At 63.2% G+C, this 15,262-nt stretch carries 16 protein-coding genes and 1 pseudogene; 1 reads left to right on the top strand and 16 read right to left on the bottom strand.

Annotation, left to right across the window (positions count from 1 at the left end; all coding sequences use genetic code 11):
- Positions 1-8 precede the first annotated feature (8 nt).
- The 6 genes from XH85_RS47695 to XH85_RS28875 form a co-directional block, all read right to left on the bottom strand.
- Positions 9-137: a hypothetical protein gene (locus XH85_RS47695; RefSeq protein ID WP_338025561.1), complete on the bottom strand. Its 129-nt coding sequence runs from the start codon at positions 135-137 to the stop codon at positions 9-11.
- Between the two features lie 68 nt (positions 138-205).
- Positions 206-1,168 carry a carbohydrate ABC transporter permease gene (locus tag XH85_RS28850; protein ID WP_128934523.1) on the bottom strand — a complete coding sequence of 321 codons (963 nt, stop codon included), beginning with the start codon at positions 1,166-1,168 and terminating at the stop codon, positions 206-208.
- Complete coding sequence (locus XH85_RS28855) at positions 1,165-2,100, bottom strand: carbohydrate ABC transporter permease (RefSeq protein WP_164934481.1); 936 nt, start codon at positions 2,098-2,100, stop codon at positions 1,165-1,167. The genes XH85_RS28850 and XH85_RS28855 overlap by 4 nt, the downstream gene beginning before the upstream one ends.
- Positions 2,101-2,209: 109 nt before the next feature.
- A complete protein-coding gene (locus XH85_RS28860; protein WP_128934525.1) occupies positions 2,210-3,568 on the bottom strand; it encodes an ABC transporter substrate-binding protein in 1,359 nt (452 codons plus the stop codon).
- Between the two features lie 468 nt (positions 3,569-4,036).
- Entirely contained in the window at positions 4,037-5,347 is a 1,311-nt protein-coding gene (locus tag XH85_RS28870; protein ID WP_128934526.1) for an alpha-amylase family protein, read from the bottom strand.
- Positions 5,344-6,618 carry an MFS transporter gene (locus XH85_RS28875; RefSeq protein ID WP_128934527.1) on the bottom strand — a complete coding sequence of 425 codons (1,275 nt, stop codon included), beginning with the start codon at positions 6,616-6,618 and terminating at the stop codon, positions 5,344-5,346. Before XH85_RS28875 ends, XH85_RS28870 begins: the two co-directional genes overlap by 4 nt.
- A gap of 518 nt (positions 6,619-7,136) precedes the next feature.
- Here XH85_RS28875 and XH85_RS28880 point away from each other — a divergent pair.
- Positions 7,137-7,355: pseudogene (locus XH85_RS28880) on the top strand (nitrilotriacetate monooxygenase); the annotation flags it as partial.
- On the opposite strand, the gene XH85_RS28885 reads toward XH85_RS28880, so the two are convergent.
- The 10 genes from XH85_RS28885 to XH85_RS28930 all read right to left on the bottom strand — a co-directional run bounded on the left by XH85_RS28885 (position 7,352) and on the right by XH85_RS28930 (position 15,259).
- Positions 7,352-8,281 carry a dihydrodipicolinate synthase family protein gene (locus tag XH85_RS28885; RefSeq protein WP_128934528.1) on the bottom strand — a complete coding sequence of 310 codons (930 nt, stop codon included), beginning with the start codon at positions 8,279-8,281 and terminating at the stop codon, positions 7,352-7,354. The pseudogene XH85_RS28880 and the gene XH85_RS28885 overlap by 4 nt on opposite strands.
- Positions 8,282-8,290: 9 nt before the next feature.
- Positions 8,291-9,085, bottom strand: coding sequence for an amino acid ABC transporter ATP-binding protein (locus XH85_RS28890; protein ID WP_128934529.1), 795 nt, complete (start codon positions 9,083-9,085; stop codon positions 8,291-8,293).
- Entirely contained in the window at positions 9,082-9,813 is a 732-nt protein-coding gene (locus tag XH85_RS28895) for an amino acid ABC transporter permease (RefSeq protein WP_128934530.1), read from the bottom strand. Before XH85_RS28895 ends, XH85_RS28890 begins: the two co-directional genes overlap by 4 nt.
- Positions 9,814-9,832: 19 nt before the next feature.
- On the bottom strand, positions 9,833-10,669 hold the full coding sequence (locus XH85_RS28900; protein WP_128934531.1) for an ABC transporter substrate-binding protein: 837 nt from the start codon (positions 10,667-10,669) through the stop codon (positions 9,833-9,835).
- A 121-nt stretch (positions 10,670-10,790) separates the two neighbouring features.
- Positions 10,791-11,093 (bottom strand): DUF4286 family protein, encoded by a 303-nt coding sequence (locus XH85_RS28905; protein WP_245473214.1) that lies wholly within the window; start codon positions 11,091-11,093, stop codon positions 10,791-10,793.
- A gap of 11 nt (positions 11,094-11,104) precedes the next feature.
- On the bottom strand, positions 11,105-12,058 hold the full coding sequence (locus tag XH85_RS28910) for a dihydrodipicolinate synthase family protein (RefSeq protein ID WP_128934533.1): 954 nt from the start codon (positions 12,056-12,058) through the stop codon (positions 11,105-11,107).
- Entirely contained in the window at positions 12,055-12,486 is a 432-nt protein-coding gene (locus XH85_RS28915) for a MaoC family dehydratase (protein WP_128934534.1), read from the bottom strand. The genes XH85_RS28910 and XH85_RS28915 overlap by 4 nt, the downstream gene beginning before the upstream one ends.
- A gap of 3 nt (positions 12,487-12,489) precedes the next feature.
- Positions 12,490-12,897, bottom strand: coding sequence for a MaoC/PaaZ C-terminal domain-containing protein (locus tag XH85_RS28920; protein ID WP_128934535.1), 408 nt, complete (start codon positions 12,895-12,897; stop codon positions 12,490-12,492).
- Positions 12,898-12,908: 11 nt separating this feature from the next.
- Positions 12,909-14,072, bottom strand: coding sequence for an acyl-CoA dehydrogenase family protein (locus XH85_RS28925; RefSeq protein ID WP_128934536.1), 1,164 nt, complete (start codon positions 14,070-14,072; stop codon positions 12,909-12,911).
- Positions 14,069-15,259 (bottom strand): CaiB/BaiF CoA transferase family protein, encoded by a 1,191-nt coding sequence (locus XH85_RS28930; protein ID WP_128934537.1) that lies wholly within the window; start codon positions 15,257-15,259, stop codon positions 14,069-14,071. The genes XH85_RS28925 and XH85_RS28930 overlap by 4 nt, the downstream gene beginning before the upstream one ends.
- Positions 15,260-15,262 lie beyond the last annotated feature (3 nt).

Raw genomic sequence — 15,262 nt, forward strand, 5'->3', positions numbered from 1 at the left:
CTGCTGCCCTATTCCGGAACATGGCTGACGACGACATAGCCAACCGTGCCGATGAGGATCGTCACGAAGGAATAGGTGTACAGATCGATCGACCACGGCTGCACCAGCATGACGATGCCGCCCCCGATCAGGGTCATCGCGCCGGCCTCCCAAGGCCCACGAACGAACCAGCGAGACATTCCGCTTTTGGCAACCGTAGAACCGTTCATTTGCGCACAGCTCCGAAGGTGATGCCGCGCAACAGGTGCTTGCGCAACAACACGGTGAACAGAACGATCGGCACGACGAACAGTGTGGTCGCGGCAGCAACTGCCGGCCAATCCTGCCCGCCCTCGCCGATGATGAACGGAATGAAGGGCGGCATGGTCTGCGCCTCACCGCTCGTCAGGAGAACCGCGAAGGCGTATTCGTTCCACGAAAAGATCAGACAGAAGATTGCGGTCGCCGCGATTCCAGTGACAGCTTGCGGCAATACCACCTTGCGCAGGGCCTGCAGCCGCGTGTAGCCGTCGACGAGGGCGGCCTCCTCATACTCGCGCGGGATCTCGTCGATGAAGCCCTTGAGCAGCCAGACCGCGAGCGAGACGTTCACGGCCGTATAGAGCAGGATCATCCCGAGCCTGGTGTCGGTCAAGTTGAGCTGCCGGTACATCAGATAGATCGGGATCGCCACGGCAACGGGCGGCATCATGCGCGTCGACAGGATGAAGAATAGAAGATCGTCTGCCAGGGGAATGCGGAAGCGCGAGAAGGCGTAGGCTGCGAGCGTGCCGAGAAAGACGGCCAGGAAGGTCGAGCCGAACCCGATGATCAGCGAGTTGACGAAGCGCGGCACGACCTTCGACGGTCCGGCAATGACCATGTCGCGCCGGCGCACGAGCTTGTCGTACCACGTCTCCGGCGGCGGCAGTTTGGCGATGAAATCCGGTGTCTGGCGGGTACGCACGGTAAAGAGGTTCACGTAACCCTCGAGGGTCGGCTGGAAGATCACCTTCGGCGGATAGGCGATGGCGTCACTCTGCGACTTGAATGCGGTGGCGACGATCCAGAGCAGCGGCAGGATCGTGATCACGGCGTAGAGGATCACGAGGCCGCCGGCCACGGCCTTCGCGCGCGGCGAAGCCTCCACGATGGAGTGAGCGGTGGACTTGGTGAGGACGGCGGTCATCGTTGCTTCACCTTGTTGAGCGCTTTGACGTAGATGTTGGCGGCACCGAACACTGTCACGAACAGGATGATGGCGAGTGCGGACGAATAGCCCGTGCGCCACTTCTCGAATGCGGCGCGCTTCAGCGTGATCGACACGAGCTCGGTGGTCGACCCCGGCCCTCCCGACGTCAGGAGATTGACCATGTCGAACATCTTGAAGTTCTCGATCGCGCGGAACAGAACGGCGAGCATCAGAAACGGCACCGTCATCGGCAGCGTGATCGACCAGAATTGTCGCCAGGGCGAGGCGCGATCTACTTCGGCCGCCTCATAGATGTAGTCGGGAATGGAGCGAAGCCCGGCGAGGCAGATCAGCATCACGTAGGGGGCCCACATCCAGGTGTCGACGAGCACGATGGTCCAGGGCGCGAGCGAAACCTGCCCGGTCATGCTGAACGAGCTCGGCGGCACACCCGTGAACAGGCTGATCAGGTAGTTGAACGGCCCGATCTGCGGTTGCAACAGCAGCGTCCAGAAGTTACCGACCACCGCCGGCGACAGCATCATCGGCAGTAAGATGATCGTGGTCCAGAAGCTGTGACCGCGAAACTGGCGGTTGATCAGGAGCGCCAAGCCGAAGCCGATGACCACCTGCAACGCCACCGACCAGATCACGAATTCCGCCGTGGTCTGGAGCCGGATCCAGACGTCCTCGTCGGTCAAGATGTCGGTGAAATTGTCGAGCCCGACGAACCGCAGCGGCAGATAGGACATGCTGAGGTTGAGGCTCGTGAAGGACAGCCGGATCATCCACACCAGCGGAAAGATGTTGATCGCCAGCAACAGCGCGATCGTCGGCGCAACGAACAGCCAGGCGATGGTCCGGTCCGACAGGCCGCGGACGCGCCGCGTGGCACGAGATTTGGCGGGCTCGCTCACGCCGGGGATCATAGCATCATCGGGTTGAAGGATCGTCGTCATCTTGTCCATCGGCTGGCTGGTTCGGTTTCCCCGAGGCACATCCCCGGGGAAACCAGTTCGGTTGACGCGAATACCGTGCCTATTGCGACGCGACCTGCTTACCCTGCTCCTTGAAAACCTTGGTCCAATCCTTGACCAGGAGATCGAGCGCCTGCTGCGCCGTGCCCTTGTCGGCAACGACGTAGTCATGCACCCGCTTCTGCATGTCGAGCAGCAGTTGCGCGTAGGACGGCTCGGCCCAGAAGTCCTTGACGATGCCCATCGACTCCAGGAATTGCGGTGCGAATGCCGCGCTCTTCGGGAAGTCGGGCGCGTCGACCACCGCCTTCAGGGCCGAATAGCCACCGAGCTGCCACCACTTCTGCTGCACGGCGGGCTGCGCGAACCACTTGATGTAGGCGAGCGCGTCGTCCTTGCGATCGGAGGTCGCTACGACCGAGATGCCCTGTCCGCCGAGCTGGGTGAAGTGTCCGTTCGGGCCGGCCGGATTGACGAAGAAGCCGATCTTGTCGCCGCCGACATTCGGATCCTTGTAGAGGCCGGGGAAGAAGGCGAACCAGTTCATCTGCATCGCCACTTGGCCGGACTTGAAGGCATCAAGTCCTTCCTGCATGTAGGCATTGGTCATGCCCGGCGCGGTGCAGCACTTGTAGAGCTCCTTGTAGAACTCGAGCCCCTTGGCCGCTTCCGGTGAATTGACGACGCCCTGCATCTGGTACGGCTTCTTGGGATTGTCGTAGCTGAAGCCGTAATTGTAGAGCACGTTGGTCACGCCCATGGTGATGCCTTCGGAGCCGCGCTCGGTGAAGATGTAGGCGCCATAGACCTTCTTGCCGTCGATCTCGCGGCCCTGGAAGAACTCAGCGATCTGCTTCAGCTCGTCATAGGTCTTCGGCGGCGCCAGGTCGCGGCCGTACTTGGCCTTGAACGCGGATTGAATTTCGGGCCGCGAGAACCAGTCCTTGCGATAAGTCCAGCCCACCGCATCGGCCATGGCCGGCAGCGCCCAATAGTTCGGCGAGTTCTTCGGCCACTGCGAATAGCCGACAACCGTCGCCGGGACGAAGTCGTTCATCGATATCTTCTCCTTGTCGAAGAAATCGTTGAGCTTGACGTACCACTTGTTCTCGGCGGCTCCGCCGATCCACTGGCTGTCGCCGATGATGAGGTCGCAGAGCTTGCCGTGGGAGTTGAGCTCGTTGAGGAAGCGATCGGCATAGCTCGTCCATGGGACGAACTCGTACTTCATCTCGATGCCGGATTGCTTGGTGAAGTCCTTGCCGAGTTCGACCAGCGCGTTGGCCGGGTCCCATGCCGCCCAGCACAGCGTGAGCTGCTTGCTCTGGGCTGCGGCTTCGCCTCCGTCAAATATCCCCAGCAGCGCCGCCCCGAGGACCGTGGTTGCCGTCGAGCTTCTTAGCCAATTGAATGTCCGCATATCCGTTTCCTCTCTCGTTGAAGCATCTAACCCGCTCGGCGCTCCCTGCCGGAACGACGCCAAGCCCCTGAAACCGAGTTTGAGGAGCGATGAGTGGAGAACGACACGGACCATTTCCGGAAACGGGTCCGGAAGGGCTTGGGCTCCTCCCACACATCGGCTCGATGCGTGATGTTTAGTTTTTTGTAGAACTAAACGTATTACTAAATTTTGGAGGTCGTCAAGCCGGTTTGTCGCGAGCCTGGCGAAAAGGTCTGCGACGTTCGCGCGCGCAAGCGGGATGTTCGCAATGCAGCGAAAATACTCGGATATTGTCGGGAGATTCGATTACCGATCTGGCGCGGCGGAGCAATCCAGCCTACCTGGATAACGGGCGAGTCAGAAAGTTGGCTATCGCCAAGCATGTTTAGCACATTGCTTTACTGAACCTTGCATTGTGCGGAGCCTGCCGCGCCCATCAGACTGTCGCTAACCCAGGATAGCCCAACCGTGCGGTGGCAACGTGAGCTCGGTCCTGCCGCCTGCTCTGTGCACCGTAGCTGCCCCTGCGAGCCTGTCGACGCCAGACTCGATGGTGCGTACGACCGCTGCGTCGGCCAGGTTCAGGGCAACCCATAGCCGATTGCCCTCGTCGAATGCTTCGAAGACAAGGTCGGTATTGCGAAGCTCGATTACACGGGATTTCGCCCGATAGAGCCATGGATGCTTGCGACGTAGTCCGATCAGTTCCTGATGTAGCCGGTAGATCGGCCAGCCGAACGGCGCCAGTTCAGCTGGCGTGACTGGAAAGGCCGGACGGATTGCGTCGTCACCTTCGGCACGGCGCTCCTTGATCCCGCGGACCGCCTGTTCATCCCCGGCATAGATCGAGGGCGTGCCGCCGCAGGTCATGAGGATGACTAGCGCGTGCGAGACATGTCGTTCGTCCAGAAGCTGGCTCGCGATCCGCGTGACGTCGTGATTGCCGATGAACGTCTGCGGCACGAACCGGTCGATCATCGCATTGTGCCGCCCGAGCGCCCATGCGAGCTCATGGAAGTTGCGATCGTTCAGGGCGCTCCAGATCGCCTTCCAAAGCTCGTATTGCGTGACCGCATCCACACCAGTCTCGTCGACGAAGCCGGCATAGTCGCCGTGGATCACCTCGCCGAAGATGAAGGCGTCGGTATGCCGCGCGCGAACCGCAGGCAAGACGCGCTGCCAGAACTGCCGCGGGACAGCATAGGCCGCGTCGAGGCGCCCATCGGCACCGCGATCAAGCCAGTGATTCATCACGCGGATGACATAGTCGACGACTGCGGGCTCGTCATGGTTGAGCGTCACAAGCTGGTGGTGACCTTCGAAGGTCACGCAATCAGGCTCCTTTCCGTCCGGCGGCCAGGTCAAGCGAAACCAGGCGGCTTCCGGGGATTGCGGGCCGGCGGCGACGGCACGCTGAAAGCGTGGAGATTCGCGGCCGAAGTGGTTGAACACGCCATCCAGGATAATGCGCAGGCCGCGGCAACGGGCTGCTGCGACCAATGCATCGAAATCCGCGTTGTCCCCAAGCCGCCTGTCGATCAGGAGGTGATCGGTGGTGTCGTATCCGTGGCTCGACGAGGCAAAGATCGGCCCCAGCAGGATACCAGATGCGCCGAACTCCACGGCGTAATCGAGCCACCGCACAAGATGGTCAAGGCGATGCACGATGCCGGCACACGCGCCGGCCTCCCGTTCGGCGCCGACGAAGCCGAGCGGATACACATGCCACCAGATGACGTGCTCGATCCAGTTGCTCATGCGACCCTCCAAGCGGCATTCACGAAGGTCATGCCGATCGCGCCGAGGGTCAATAGCAGGGCGATCGGAACGAGACCGACGGCCTGGGACTGAAAGCGCGCCGTCAGGGTACCAACCAGCATCGGGGCGATCCAGACTGTCGTGCTGGCGGTCAGGCCGAACAGCCCGAAATACGAGCCGACGCGCATCGGCGGCACGATCTGAATGATCATGGCGCGCCCCGACGCGATCGAGGCCACCGCGAATGCCGTCATCGATCCCGACAGCAGAATGAAGGCGATCTCAGGCAGGGTTCGAAAAACCGGGCCGCTCCACACTGGCTGCGCGGCCGGGTCATGGGGCCAGAAGAAGATCATCCTGTCCGGTGTCGTGCCGAGAACCATGACCAACAGCACGACCGTCATCGATATTTGAACGATGATGGCGCGGCGCGTGCCAAGTCGCGCGTTCAGGCCTGCCGCCAGCAAGCCGCCGAGAGCGGCGAATGCGATCTTGATGAGGGCAAAGCTCAGCAGCTTGAAGCCGTGCCATCCCATCACGCCCGAGGCATAGATACCTTCGAAGATGATAAGGGTGTGAAAGCCGTCAGCATAGAAGGTCCGGGCGATCAGGAATTTCAGCAGATTTGGCTGCTTTCGCAGACCAGCGATCAGAGCGAACACATCCCTTGAGCCGAGGCGGACCGCCCTCGCGAAGGTCTCGCCCGATGCCGGCGCGTCGATGGTGAAGCGAAGCAGCATGAACACGCCGGCGCAGGCGAGCGCTGCGATCAGAGGCCCGATCAAGCGCTCCATCTCGTGGCTTGCCTGCGAGAAGCCAAACAGCGGCTGGTCGGGGATCCCGAACCAATGCAACTGTCCGGGAAGCGCAAATCCCCACAACAGGAACGTCATGATGGCGACGGACACGAGATTTGCGACCCCCAGGCTGACACCCGAGTAGCGGCCGACCCGCGACATCCCGACCGCCGGTCCGAGCATCGCGTTATGCAGGATCTCGGAATAGACGAACAGCAGATTGAGCGCCATCATGATCACCAACACAGTATGGACCGAAAGTCCGCTGCGGTCCGGCTTCGCCCACCACAGGCTGACCAAGAGCGGCAGCGAGATCAGGATGCAGGCCGCGATCCAAGGCTTTCGCGGGCCCATCCGGTCGAGCGAGGCGCCGAGAAACGGCACTGTCACGGCTCCGACCAATCCTGCAGCAAAGCCGTATCGAGCAAACAGTGTCTGCCCGAGCACGGGATCGCCGATCATGATTTTGCTCACGCTAGTCGATCCAACAATGAATTGAACCTATGGGAAAGCCGAGCCTGAACGCGCATTGATATATTTTGCCTTTCTCCGGAATCATATCCCGTCTCGGAGGCCAAAACGCGAAATTTGGGCTCTCAATTCTATCGTGCACACGAAGCCCCGAGTGCACACGCTCGGCGCCCATCACTAAGTTCCTCTGCAAACTGACGCGTTGTCGCTGAAGCCGTTCCTTTCCCTTGCGACGCGAGCGACACGAAGAAGATGCCAAAGACGACGCACGTTCAACCGCGACCGGGCATGTGCTTCAGCAGTGAAGTGAGCATTGGTCCAACGCTTGAAAAGGTGATCACACGCGCAGCAAGTTAAGCGTGGTTGAGGAAACGCCTCAATAGAGCGTGAGAGACATGATGAAACTGGATCCCCCAGCCGGCCGATCCAGAATGGTCGGATAACCGGGCACATTGGGCGCGAGCCGGCGCGCTCCGGAATACTGACCACTTTGATCGCGCCGATTGCCCGATTGCGAGGCCGAGCGCATCGCCGACACGCTTCAGCTCTGGTTTGACGAGCATACCGCCGACGGCTTCAACGTGATGCCGGCTTATTTCCACGAGGGCTTCGAGGACTTTGTTGAGCTCGTCGTGCCGATCCTGCAGGAGCGCGGGCTGTTCCGTGCGGATCATGAGGGCACGACATTGCGCGATCATCTCGGCCTCGCGCGGCCGGCGAATCCGTTCTTCGCGGCTTAGAGCGCGCCGGCCAAGCGCAGTGCCCGCTCGAGCGCCTGCAACTCGCCGCGTGTCGCCGCCGGCTGTGGCGGCCGCGCCGCGTCGCATGACAGGCGTCCGAGCAGCTTCAGGCAGGCTTTGAGCCGCACGGTCGCGCGTCCTCCGGGCGCATCGCGATAGATCGCGACCGCCAGCGGATAGAGCTTCTCATGCGCGGCACGCGCCCGCTCCCAATCGCCGGCCTCCGCCGCATTCCAGAGGCTCACCACGAGCTCAGGCACGACGCAGGCGAGGCTCACCTGGCTGCCGGCCGAGCCGACGAGATAGCTCGTCAGCAGGTGCTCGTCGCCGGAGCCGAGCACGACGAAGTCCGGTCGCAGCTTGCGGATCAGCCTGAGATTCTGTTCGTAGGCCGCAACCTCCCAGCTGCCTTCCTTCACCGCAACGAAACGGGGATCGGCGACAAGCCGCGTAAGCAGCGGCGGCGCGTAGGCCATCGCGCCCGCGCCGACGGGTGCAACGTAGAGCATTAGCGGCGCGGTCGTGGCATCGCGGATGTAGCGGTGATGCTCGATCACGCAGTCATCGGCGTGGCCGAGCGCCCAGCTGTTGGGTGGAAACACCAGCAGCCCGTCGGCGCCGGCCTGTTGCAGCGCAGCCGCTTCGCGCGCGGACTCCAGGCTCGATTCATGATTGACCCCGGAGACGATCAGGCAGTCCTGCGGCGTGTGCTGGCGCGCCAGCTCCACCACGCGCCGCTTCTCGGCCAGCGACAGCACGAAATTCTCGCCGGCGTGGCCGTTGACGAGGAGCCCACTGATGCCGGGCGCGGACGCCACCGACGCGAGATGCGCTGCGAGCTGCGCCTCGTCGATCTCGAAATCGGGCGTCATCGGCACGATGGTGGCGGCGTGAATGCCGCGCAGGCGGTCGCTGAATGTCCGCATCTTGGCCGATCAATGAATGATCTGATCGAGGAACGTCCGCGCCCGCTCGGACTTCGGATGCTTGAAGAATTCCTCAGGCGCGGCCTGCTCGACCACCTTGCCCTCGTTCATGAATACGATGCGGTCGGCGACCTCGCGGGCAAAGCCCATCTCGTGGGTCACGCACAGCATGGTCATGCCCTCCTCCGCGAGCTTCTTCATGGTCTCCAGCACTTCCTTGACCATTTCCGGGTCGAGCGCGGAGGTCGGCTCGTCGAACAGCATGATCTTGGGCCGCATGCACAGCGCGCGTGCGATGGCGACGCGCTGCTGCTGGCCGCCGGAGAGCTGCCCGGGAAATTTCTCGGCCTGATCGGGAATCCGGACCTTGGTGAGGAAATGCATGGCGAGGTCCTTTGCCTCCGCCTCACTCACGCCGTTCACGGTCATCGGGGCCAGGATGCAGTTCTCCAGCACCGTCATGTGGGGAAACAGATTAAAGCTCTGGAACACCATGCCGGTATCGCGCCTGACGGCGTCGATGTTCTTACGCTGGCGATCGAGCTCGACGCCGTTGACGTAGATCAGGCCCTCGTCGTGCTTCTCGATGTGGTTGACGCAGCGAATGAGCGTCGACTTGCCCGAGCCGGAGGGACCGCAGACCACGATCTTCTCACCCTTGGCAACTCTGAGATCGACCTCGTTCAACGCCGTGAAGTCACCATAGTGCTTGTAGACCGCCTCCATGCGAACCGCGGGAACCTCGCGGAGCTGCGGCGGCTGCACTGTTGAACCTTCGGCCGTAGTCATCGATATCTCGCTCATGCGCGGGCCTCCACGCTCGCCTGTGCGACCGGCGCGCTCGCTGCGACCCGCCTCGTTTTCGCGGCATTCGATCGACCGAAATGCTTCTCCAGCCGGCGCTGTACCGCGTCCCAGACCGAGGTGAGGATCAGGTAATACGCCGTTGCCGCCGCATAGACTTCGAGGATCTGGAAATGCTCCTGCATCAGCATGTCGCTGCGGCGCATCAGCTCCTCGACCGAGATCACGGAGGCCAGCGAGGTCGCCTTCAAGAGCGAGTTGATGGAGTTGCCGAGCGGCGGGATCATCAGGCGGAACGCCTGCGGCAGGGTCACGCGGCGGAACGTAACCCAGGGCGACAGGCTGAGCGCCCAGGCGGCCTCGCGCTGCCCCGCCGACACCGCCATGAAGCCGCTGCGCACGATCTCGGCGAGATAGGCCGCCTCGTTGAGGATCAATCCGACGAGCGCGCAGGTGATCACGCTGAACTTGATCCCGAGCTGCGGCAAGCCGCTGTAAATCACCACCAGCTGGATCAGCAGCGGCGTGCCGCGGAAGAACCAGATGTAAAAGCGCGCGGCACCCGCGAGCACCGGATTGGACGACATGCGCAGCAACGCGATGCCCATGCCGAGGATCAAACCGCCGACGACCGCCGCCACCGTCAAGCCGATGGTGACGAGCACTCCCTTCATCAGGAAGTAATTGAAGAAGTAGCTGACGGCGGCCGTCGGACTGAAATGGCTCATCGGCTCGTCTCCGTAGGTCTCAGGCCGGACCGGGGCCGGCGATCGCAAGCGGCTGGTCGGCCGGCATGGCGGTCAGGCCGAACTTGTCGAACAGCGCCTGATAAAAGCCGTCGGCCCGCATCGCGTTCAGCGCCTTGACGACGGTATCGGCGACCGTCTTGTTGCGGAAACCAAGCGTGGTCCTGGCCGTGCCGAGCCCGCTCAGGACTTCCTTCACGCGACCACGGCCAACGAGATCGCGCGCCACGCTGTCGACCAGCAGCGCATTGTCAACCTGGCCCGCAAGCAGCGCGCTGACGACGTTGGTCGCGGTCGGGAACGTGCGCATCTCGACGGCTGCGCCGCCCTTTGCGACGCTCGCATCGCTGAGTTTCTTGAGCCAGTTCATCTGGTAGCTGCTGACCTCGACCGCGGATGATTTTCCGATCAGATCGTTTTCGGTAGCAATTTTTGTGCCGCTAACGGGGGCCACCACGACTGAGATCGCCTGAATGGCATACGGCACCATGTACATCAGCTTCGAGCGTTCCTCGGTCCAGAACATGCCGGTATTGACACCGTCGATGCGCGCTGCGCCCAAGGCAGGAATCATCGCCGGAAAATCCATCCGGACGAGTTCGACCGGAAGACACAACCGCTTGCCGAGCTCGGCGGCGAGCTCCACGTTGAGGCCCTGCAGCTGGCCGTCCTTGTCGACGAATTGCTGCGGCGGATTGGTCGGGTTGATGGAGAGCTGCAATTTGCCGGGCGCAATCAGATTGTCATCGGTGATTGCGGGCGTACAGGCGGCATGCACCGCCGTGGACGCGAGAACGAGTGCGGCGGCCGCACTCAAGCGAAACAGTGTCGAGACCATGGATACCTCCAGTAAGACGCCAATAACCGATGCAGTTCCTCGCCCGGGATTCCCCTCGACGTTTCTTGGATGCGGCCGGCCGGATCTCGCGACGCGGCAGGCAGCATCGTCTTCGATCTGCTCAAGCCGGTCCCGACATCGGCCTGAGCTGGATGCGCATGAAATTCTTCACCAGGGATTCGAACGGACCAAAACCCTTCACCTTCAGGAACTCCGGCGTCTCGAAGGCCCATCGCCCCGCGACCTCGTACATGGCGGCGTATTTCGGCCCGTCGCCGACCGAGACGAAGCGCTTGGCCGAGAGCCAGCCGGGACAGGCGAGCAGATCAGGGAAATGCTTCTGCTCGTACCAACCGTTGAACGCAGCCTCGTGCTCGGGATCGATGTCGACCAGCACGATGTGGATGAAGGCGTCGTCCAGCATCGGCTCGTTCCTCATGCCAGACGGATGTCGCCGGCCGCGCGCGCCGCACCCACCGTCGTTGCAATGGCATCGCACAGCGCAGGCAGAACCGGCAGCAGCGGCGGCCGCGGATCGGCATTGCGGATCAGGCCGAGCGCCTTCAGCCCGACCTTCATGCGGGTGTGCATGTCCATGATCGGGGCAGGCCCGTAGATCGCGCGGACGATCGGATAGAGCCGCTCGTTGACGGCGCGCATCGCCTTGAGGTCGTCGGCGAGCGAGGCCTGCCACAGCGCCACGAACAGATGCGGCGCGAGGCTGACGAGGCCGGAGAGAATGCCGTCGCCGCCGACGGCGAGCTGCGGCAGGAACCAGTTGAAGTTCGACGGCAGGATCGCGACTGAGGGATCAGCCTGCTTCACCGCCCGCCGGTTCTCGTCATAGGCCAGCATGGTGTCGCTGCCCTCCTTGATGGCGATGACGCTGTCGAGCGCTGCGATCTTGGCCAAGGTCTCCGGTGAGTAGCCAAATCCCGATGCGAGCGGATATTGGAAGATCGACACGGGAATTCCGATCGCGGAGCCGACCGCCTGCACGAAAGCTGCCGGCGCGTGCGAGGTCGCCGAGGCTCCGCCGCCGAGCGGTGCGGGCGGGAACAACACGGCGCAATCGGCGCCGGCAGCTTCCGCGAGCTGCGCCTGATGGATCGCTTCCGCCGTGGAATGCGCGATGATGCCGGCCAATAGCGGCTTGCCGCCGATCTGCCGGCGTGTCCGCTCGATCACGGCCTGACGTTCGTCGTCCGAGAGCGACCCGCCCTCGCCGGCATGTCCATTGACGAACACCGCCGCGATGCCGTCCGGGCAGGCGCAATAGTCGAGCACGCGGGCATAGCCGTCCCAGTCGATCGAGCTGGCGTCCCTGAAGGGCAGCACGGTCGCGACCGTGACGCCGCGCAAATCCGGTTTTTTCATCGCCTTGCTCATGACGGTTTTCGCCGCGGAAATTTCAGGCTCGCGCGCGCCTTCAGCACTTCGAGGCCGCCCTCGTTGCGCGCGCTCGCCTCCCAGATGATGGTGCGAGTCTCGTCGTGCTGCTCGGCGATCCAGACGTCGAAGGTGAGCGTGTCGCCGTAGAACACGGGACCGGTGAACCAGAAGCGGTCCTCCACCGACACGCCGATGGTGCCGACCAGCTCGCTGGTGAGGATGCTGGTGCAGAGGCCCGCGACCATGATCCCCGGCGCCAGCCTGCGGCCAAAGCGCGTCGCGCCAGCATAGACCTCGTCGACATGAACGGGGCCGAAATCGCCGGTCGCAGCGATATAGAGCGCGCCATCGGCCTCTGTGATGGTCTTGCTCAGGCTGACCCTGTCATTCACCCTGAGATCGTCGAAGGACTTTGGCTCGTACATGGCTCAGGCCTTGGCAAAGGGAACCAGCGTCGCGGTGCCGTCCACCACGGTCGCGCCTGAGGGCGACAGCGTGCAGGTGACGCGACAGGTCGCATCGTCGCCGTCAACCGAAACGATCTCGGCCCGGGCCTCGACGGACTCGCCGACGATCACGGGCGCAGCGAAATTCAGCGCGATGCTGCCGATCCGCCGTGTCGGCCCACCGAGCTGGCTGAGGCAGGTGGTGGCGAGACCACCCACGGCGAGCTCGAAGGCGACCATGTTGGAGGCGCCCGCCTTCCTGGCGCGGACGGCATCGACATAGAGACCGCCGAGATTGCCGCTGATGCCGGTGAACATGGCCTGCTCGGCCACTGTGATGGTCTTGCGGAACGCGAAGGCTGTGCCGGGCTTGAGAGGTGCGTAAGACATCGATCGCTTCCCTAGAGCTGCAGGCCGTTCTTGATGGTGCTGCGCGCAACCAGCATGCGGTGGATTTCGGAGGTGCCGTCATAGATGCGGGTGACGCGGGCGTCGCGATACATCCGCTCCAGGGGCAGGTCCTTACTGAACCCCATGCCGCCGAACACCTGGATGGCGCGGTCGACCACGCGGCCCTGCATCTCGGACGCCGCGACCTTGATCATCGAGACCTTGTCGCGTGCATCCTTGCCCTGATCGATGTCCCAGGCCGCATTCATCACCATCATCTTCACGCCAAAAATCTCGGTGGCGGAATCGGCGATCAGCTTCTGCACCATCTGGAAATCGCCGATCAGCTGGCCGAACTGGCGCCGCTCGCCGGCGTGCCTGCGCATCATCTCCAGCGCGCGCTGTGCCATGCCGACGGCGCGCGCACCGATATGGGCGAGCCGGATCTGGAGCACGCTCTGCATGATCAGCTTGAAGCCGCCGCCGACCTCGCCGAGCACGGCCGCCTTCGGAATGCGGCAGTCCTCAAAACTCAGCTCGGCATGGCCATAGCCGCGATGGCCCATCATCGGCTGGGTGCGCGCGACCTTGAAACCCGGCGTGCCGCGGTCGACCAGGAACAGCGTGATGCCGCCCCGCGCCCGCTTCTCCTTGTCGGTCAGCGCCATCAGGATGACGTAGTCGGCGATATCGCCATCGCTGATGAAATGCTTGGTGCCATTCAGCACCCAGGCGTCGCCGTCGAGATGCGCCGTCGTGCTGATCGACGCCGCGTCGGAACCGGCGCCCGGCTCGGTGATCGCCATGGCGCAGATCTTGTCGCCCTTCACCGTCGGCAGCAGATAGCGCTCGACCTGGTCGCCCTTGCAGGCCATCAGCATCGGATAGACCTGGCCAAACACGCGGCGGATCAGCGCATCGGAGGTCTTGCCGAACTCTTCTTCGACCAGGCAATGCTCGACGCAGGACAGCCCGCCGCCGCCGACATCCGCCGGCATGTTCATGGCGTAAAGGCCGAGCTTCTGTGCCTTGGCCTTGGTGACCGCAAGCGCGTCGGCCGGCACCTTGGCAGTCAGCTCCACCTCTTCTTCGAGCGGCTGCACCTCCGTCTCGACGAAACGGCGGACAGTATCGACCAGCAGGCGCGTCTCCTCAGGGAGTGAAAAATCGATCATCGTGCAACTCCGAGGGCTTTGCCCGCGACCATCGCGTCTATCTCCGTGGCGCCGTAACCGATCTCGCCGAGCACCTCCCGCGTCTGCGCACCGAGCCGCTGCGGCACCAGCCGCACCTCCGGCGTCCGGCCGTCATAGCGTGCGGGATGCGCGACCATGCGGATCGACGCGCCTCCTGCGCTCTCGGCGCTCTTGAACACGCCGAGATGGTTGAGCTGGGGATCGCTTTCGAGGTCGCGATAATCCTGCACCGGCGCGTGCCAGATGCGCGCGGCTTCAAGCGAGGGCAACCAATCGGCCGTCGACTTCTGTTTCAGCCTGATAGCAACGATCCGCGTGATCTCTTCGCGCTTCGAAAAACTGTCGGCGTCGCAGAACTGCTTCAGCTCCTCGCTGTCGAGCGCGACGCCCAGATCCTTAGGCGTGGCCATGGAGATCGCGAGATGGCCGTCGGCCGTCGCGTGAATGCCGTAAGGCCCGGGGCTGAACCAGGCCGCGATGCCGGCCGGACCGCGCGGCGTCGGCGACGGCGCGCCGTTCAGCCAGGCGGTCAGCGGCTCGACCTGGAGATCGAGTGCGGCCTGATAGAGGTTGACCTCAACGAGTTGGCCCTTCCCGGTCTTTGTCCGGGCGAACAGTGCCGCAAGGATGCTCATGGCATAGAGCGAGGCCGCATGCTGATCGACGATGACTGCGCCGACCGCGGTCGGTTCACCATCGGCGCGTCCCGTCCGCATCGCAAGACCCGACATCGCCTGGAGCAGGAGATCCTGCCCCGGACGATCCTTGTACGGCCCCTCCGACCCGAAGCCTGTTGCCACCGCATAGATCAAGCCGGGGTTGATCGCCTTCAGTGTGTCGTAGCCGAGGCCGAGCTTGGCCATGGTGCCCGGCCGAAAGTTCTCCATCACGACATCTGACGTCGCGACCAGCTTCTTCACCGCGGCGATACCGTCGGGATGCTTGAGATCGACCGCGAGGCTTCGCTTGTTGCGGCCGGTCGCCAGATGATTGACGCTGTCACCCGCAACGAAATGATTGGCGACCGCCCAGTTGCGCTGAAACGCGCCCTCGATCGGTTCGACCGCGATGACGTCGGCGCCGAGATCGGCCAGCGTCTGCGCAGCCAGCGGCCCCGCGAGATAGTGATTGAAGCTGAGGATCTTGACGCCGTCGAGCAGGTTCATCCG

It is taken from the genome of Bradyrhizobium zhanjiangense (assembly GCF_004114935.1).
Taxonomy (GTDB): Bacteria; Pseudomonadota; Alphaproteobacteria; order Rhizobiales; family Xanthobacteraceae; genus Bradyrhizobium; species Bradyrhizobium zhanjiangense.

Bases quoted from the DNA above. Each gene is read 5' to 3' on its own strand.
- XH85_RS28915 (WP_128934534.1), bottom strand. From the start codon at position 12,486: ATGTACGAGCCAAAGTCCTTCGACGATCTCAGGGTGAATGACAGGGTC.
- XH85_RS28890 (WP_128934529.1), bottom strand. From the start codon at position 9,085: ATGAGCGAGATATCGATGACTACGGCCGAAGGTTCAACAGTGCAGCCG.
- XH85_RS28910 (WP_128934533.1), bottom strand. From the start codon at position 12,058: ATGAGCAAGGCGATGAAAAAACCGGATTTGCGCGGCGTCACGGTCGCG.
- XH85_RS28925 (WP_128934536.1), bottom strand. From the start codon at position 14,072: ATGATCGATTTTTCACTCCCTGAGGAGACGCGCCTGCTGGTCGATACT.
- XH85_RS28860 (WP_128934525.1), bottom strand. From the start codon at position 3,568: ATGCGGACATTCAATTGGCTAAGAAGCTCGACGGCAACCACGGTCCTC.
- XH85_RS28850 (WP_128934523.1), bottom strand. From the start codon at position 1,168: ATGACCGCCGTCCTCACCAAGTCCACCGCTCACTCCATCGTGGAGGCT.
- XH85_RS28920 (WP_128934535.1), bottom strand. From the start codon at position 12,897: ATGTCTTACGCACCTCTCAAGCCCGGCACAGCCTTCGCGTTCCGCAAG.
- XH85_RS28895 (WP_128934530.1), bottom strand. From the start codon at position 9,813: ATGAGCCATTTCAGTCCGACGGCCGCCGTCAGCTACTTCTTCAATTAC.
- XH85_RS28870 (WP_128934526.1), bottom strand. From the start codon at position 5,347: ATGAGCAACTGGATCGAGCACGTCATCTGGTGGCATGTGTATCCGCTC.
- XH85_RS28905 (WP_245473214.1), bottom strand. From the start codon at position 11,093: ATGCTGGACGACGCCTTCATCCACATCGTGCTGGTCGACATCGATCCC.
- XH85_RS28930 (WP_128934537.1), bottom strand. From the start codon at position 15,259: ATGAACCTGCTCGACGGCGTCAAGATCCTCAGCTTCAATCACTATCTC.
- XH85_RS28885 (WP_128934528.1), bottom strand. From the start codon at position 8,281: ATGCGGACATTCAGCGACCGCCTGCGCGGCATTCACGCCGCCACCATC.
- XH85_RS28900 (WP_128934531.1), bottom strand. From the start codon at position 10,669: ATGGTCTCGACACTGTTTCGCTTGAGTGCGGCCGCCGCACTCGTTCTC.
- XH85_RS28855 (WP_164934481.1), bottom strand. From the start codon at position 2,100: ATGATCCCCGGCGTGAGCGAGCCCGCCAAATCTCGTGCCACGCGGCGC.
- XH85_RS47695 (WP_338025561.1), bottom strand. From the start codon at position 137: ATGACCCTGATCGGGGGCGGCATCGTCATGCTGGTGCAGCCGTGGTCG.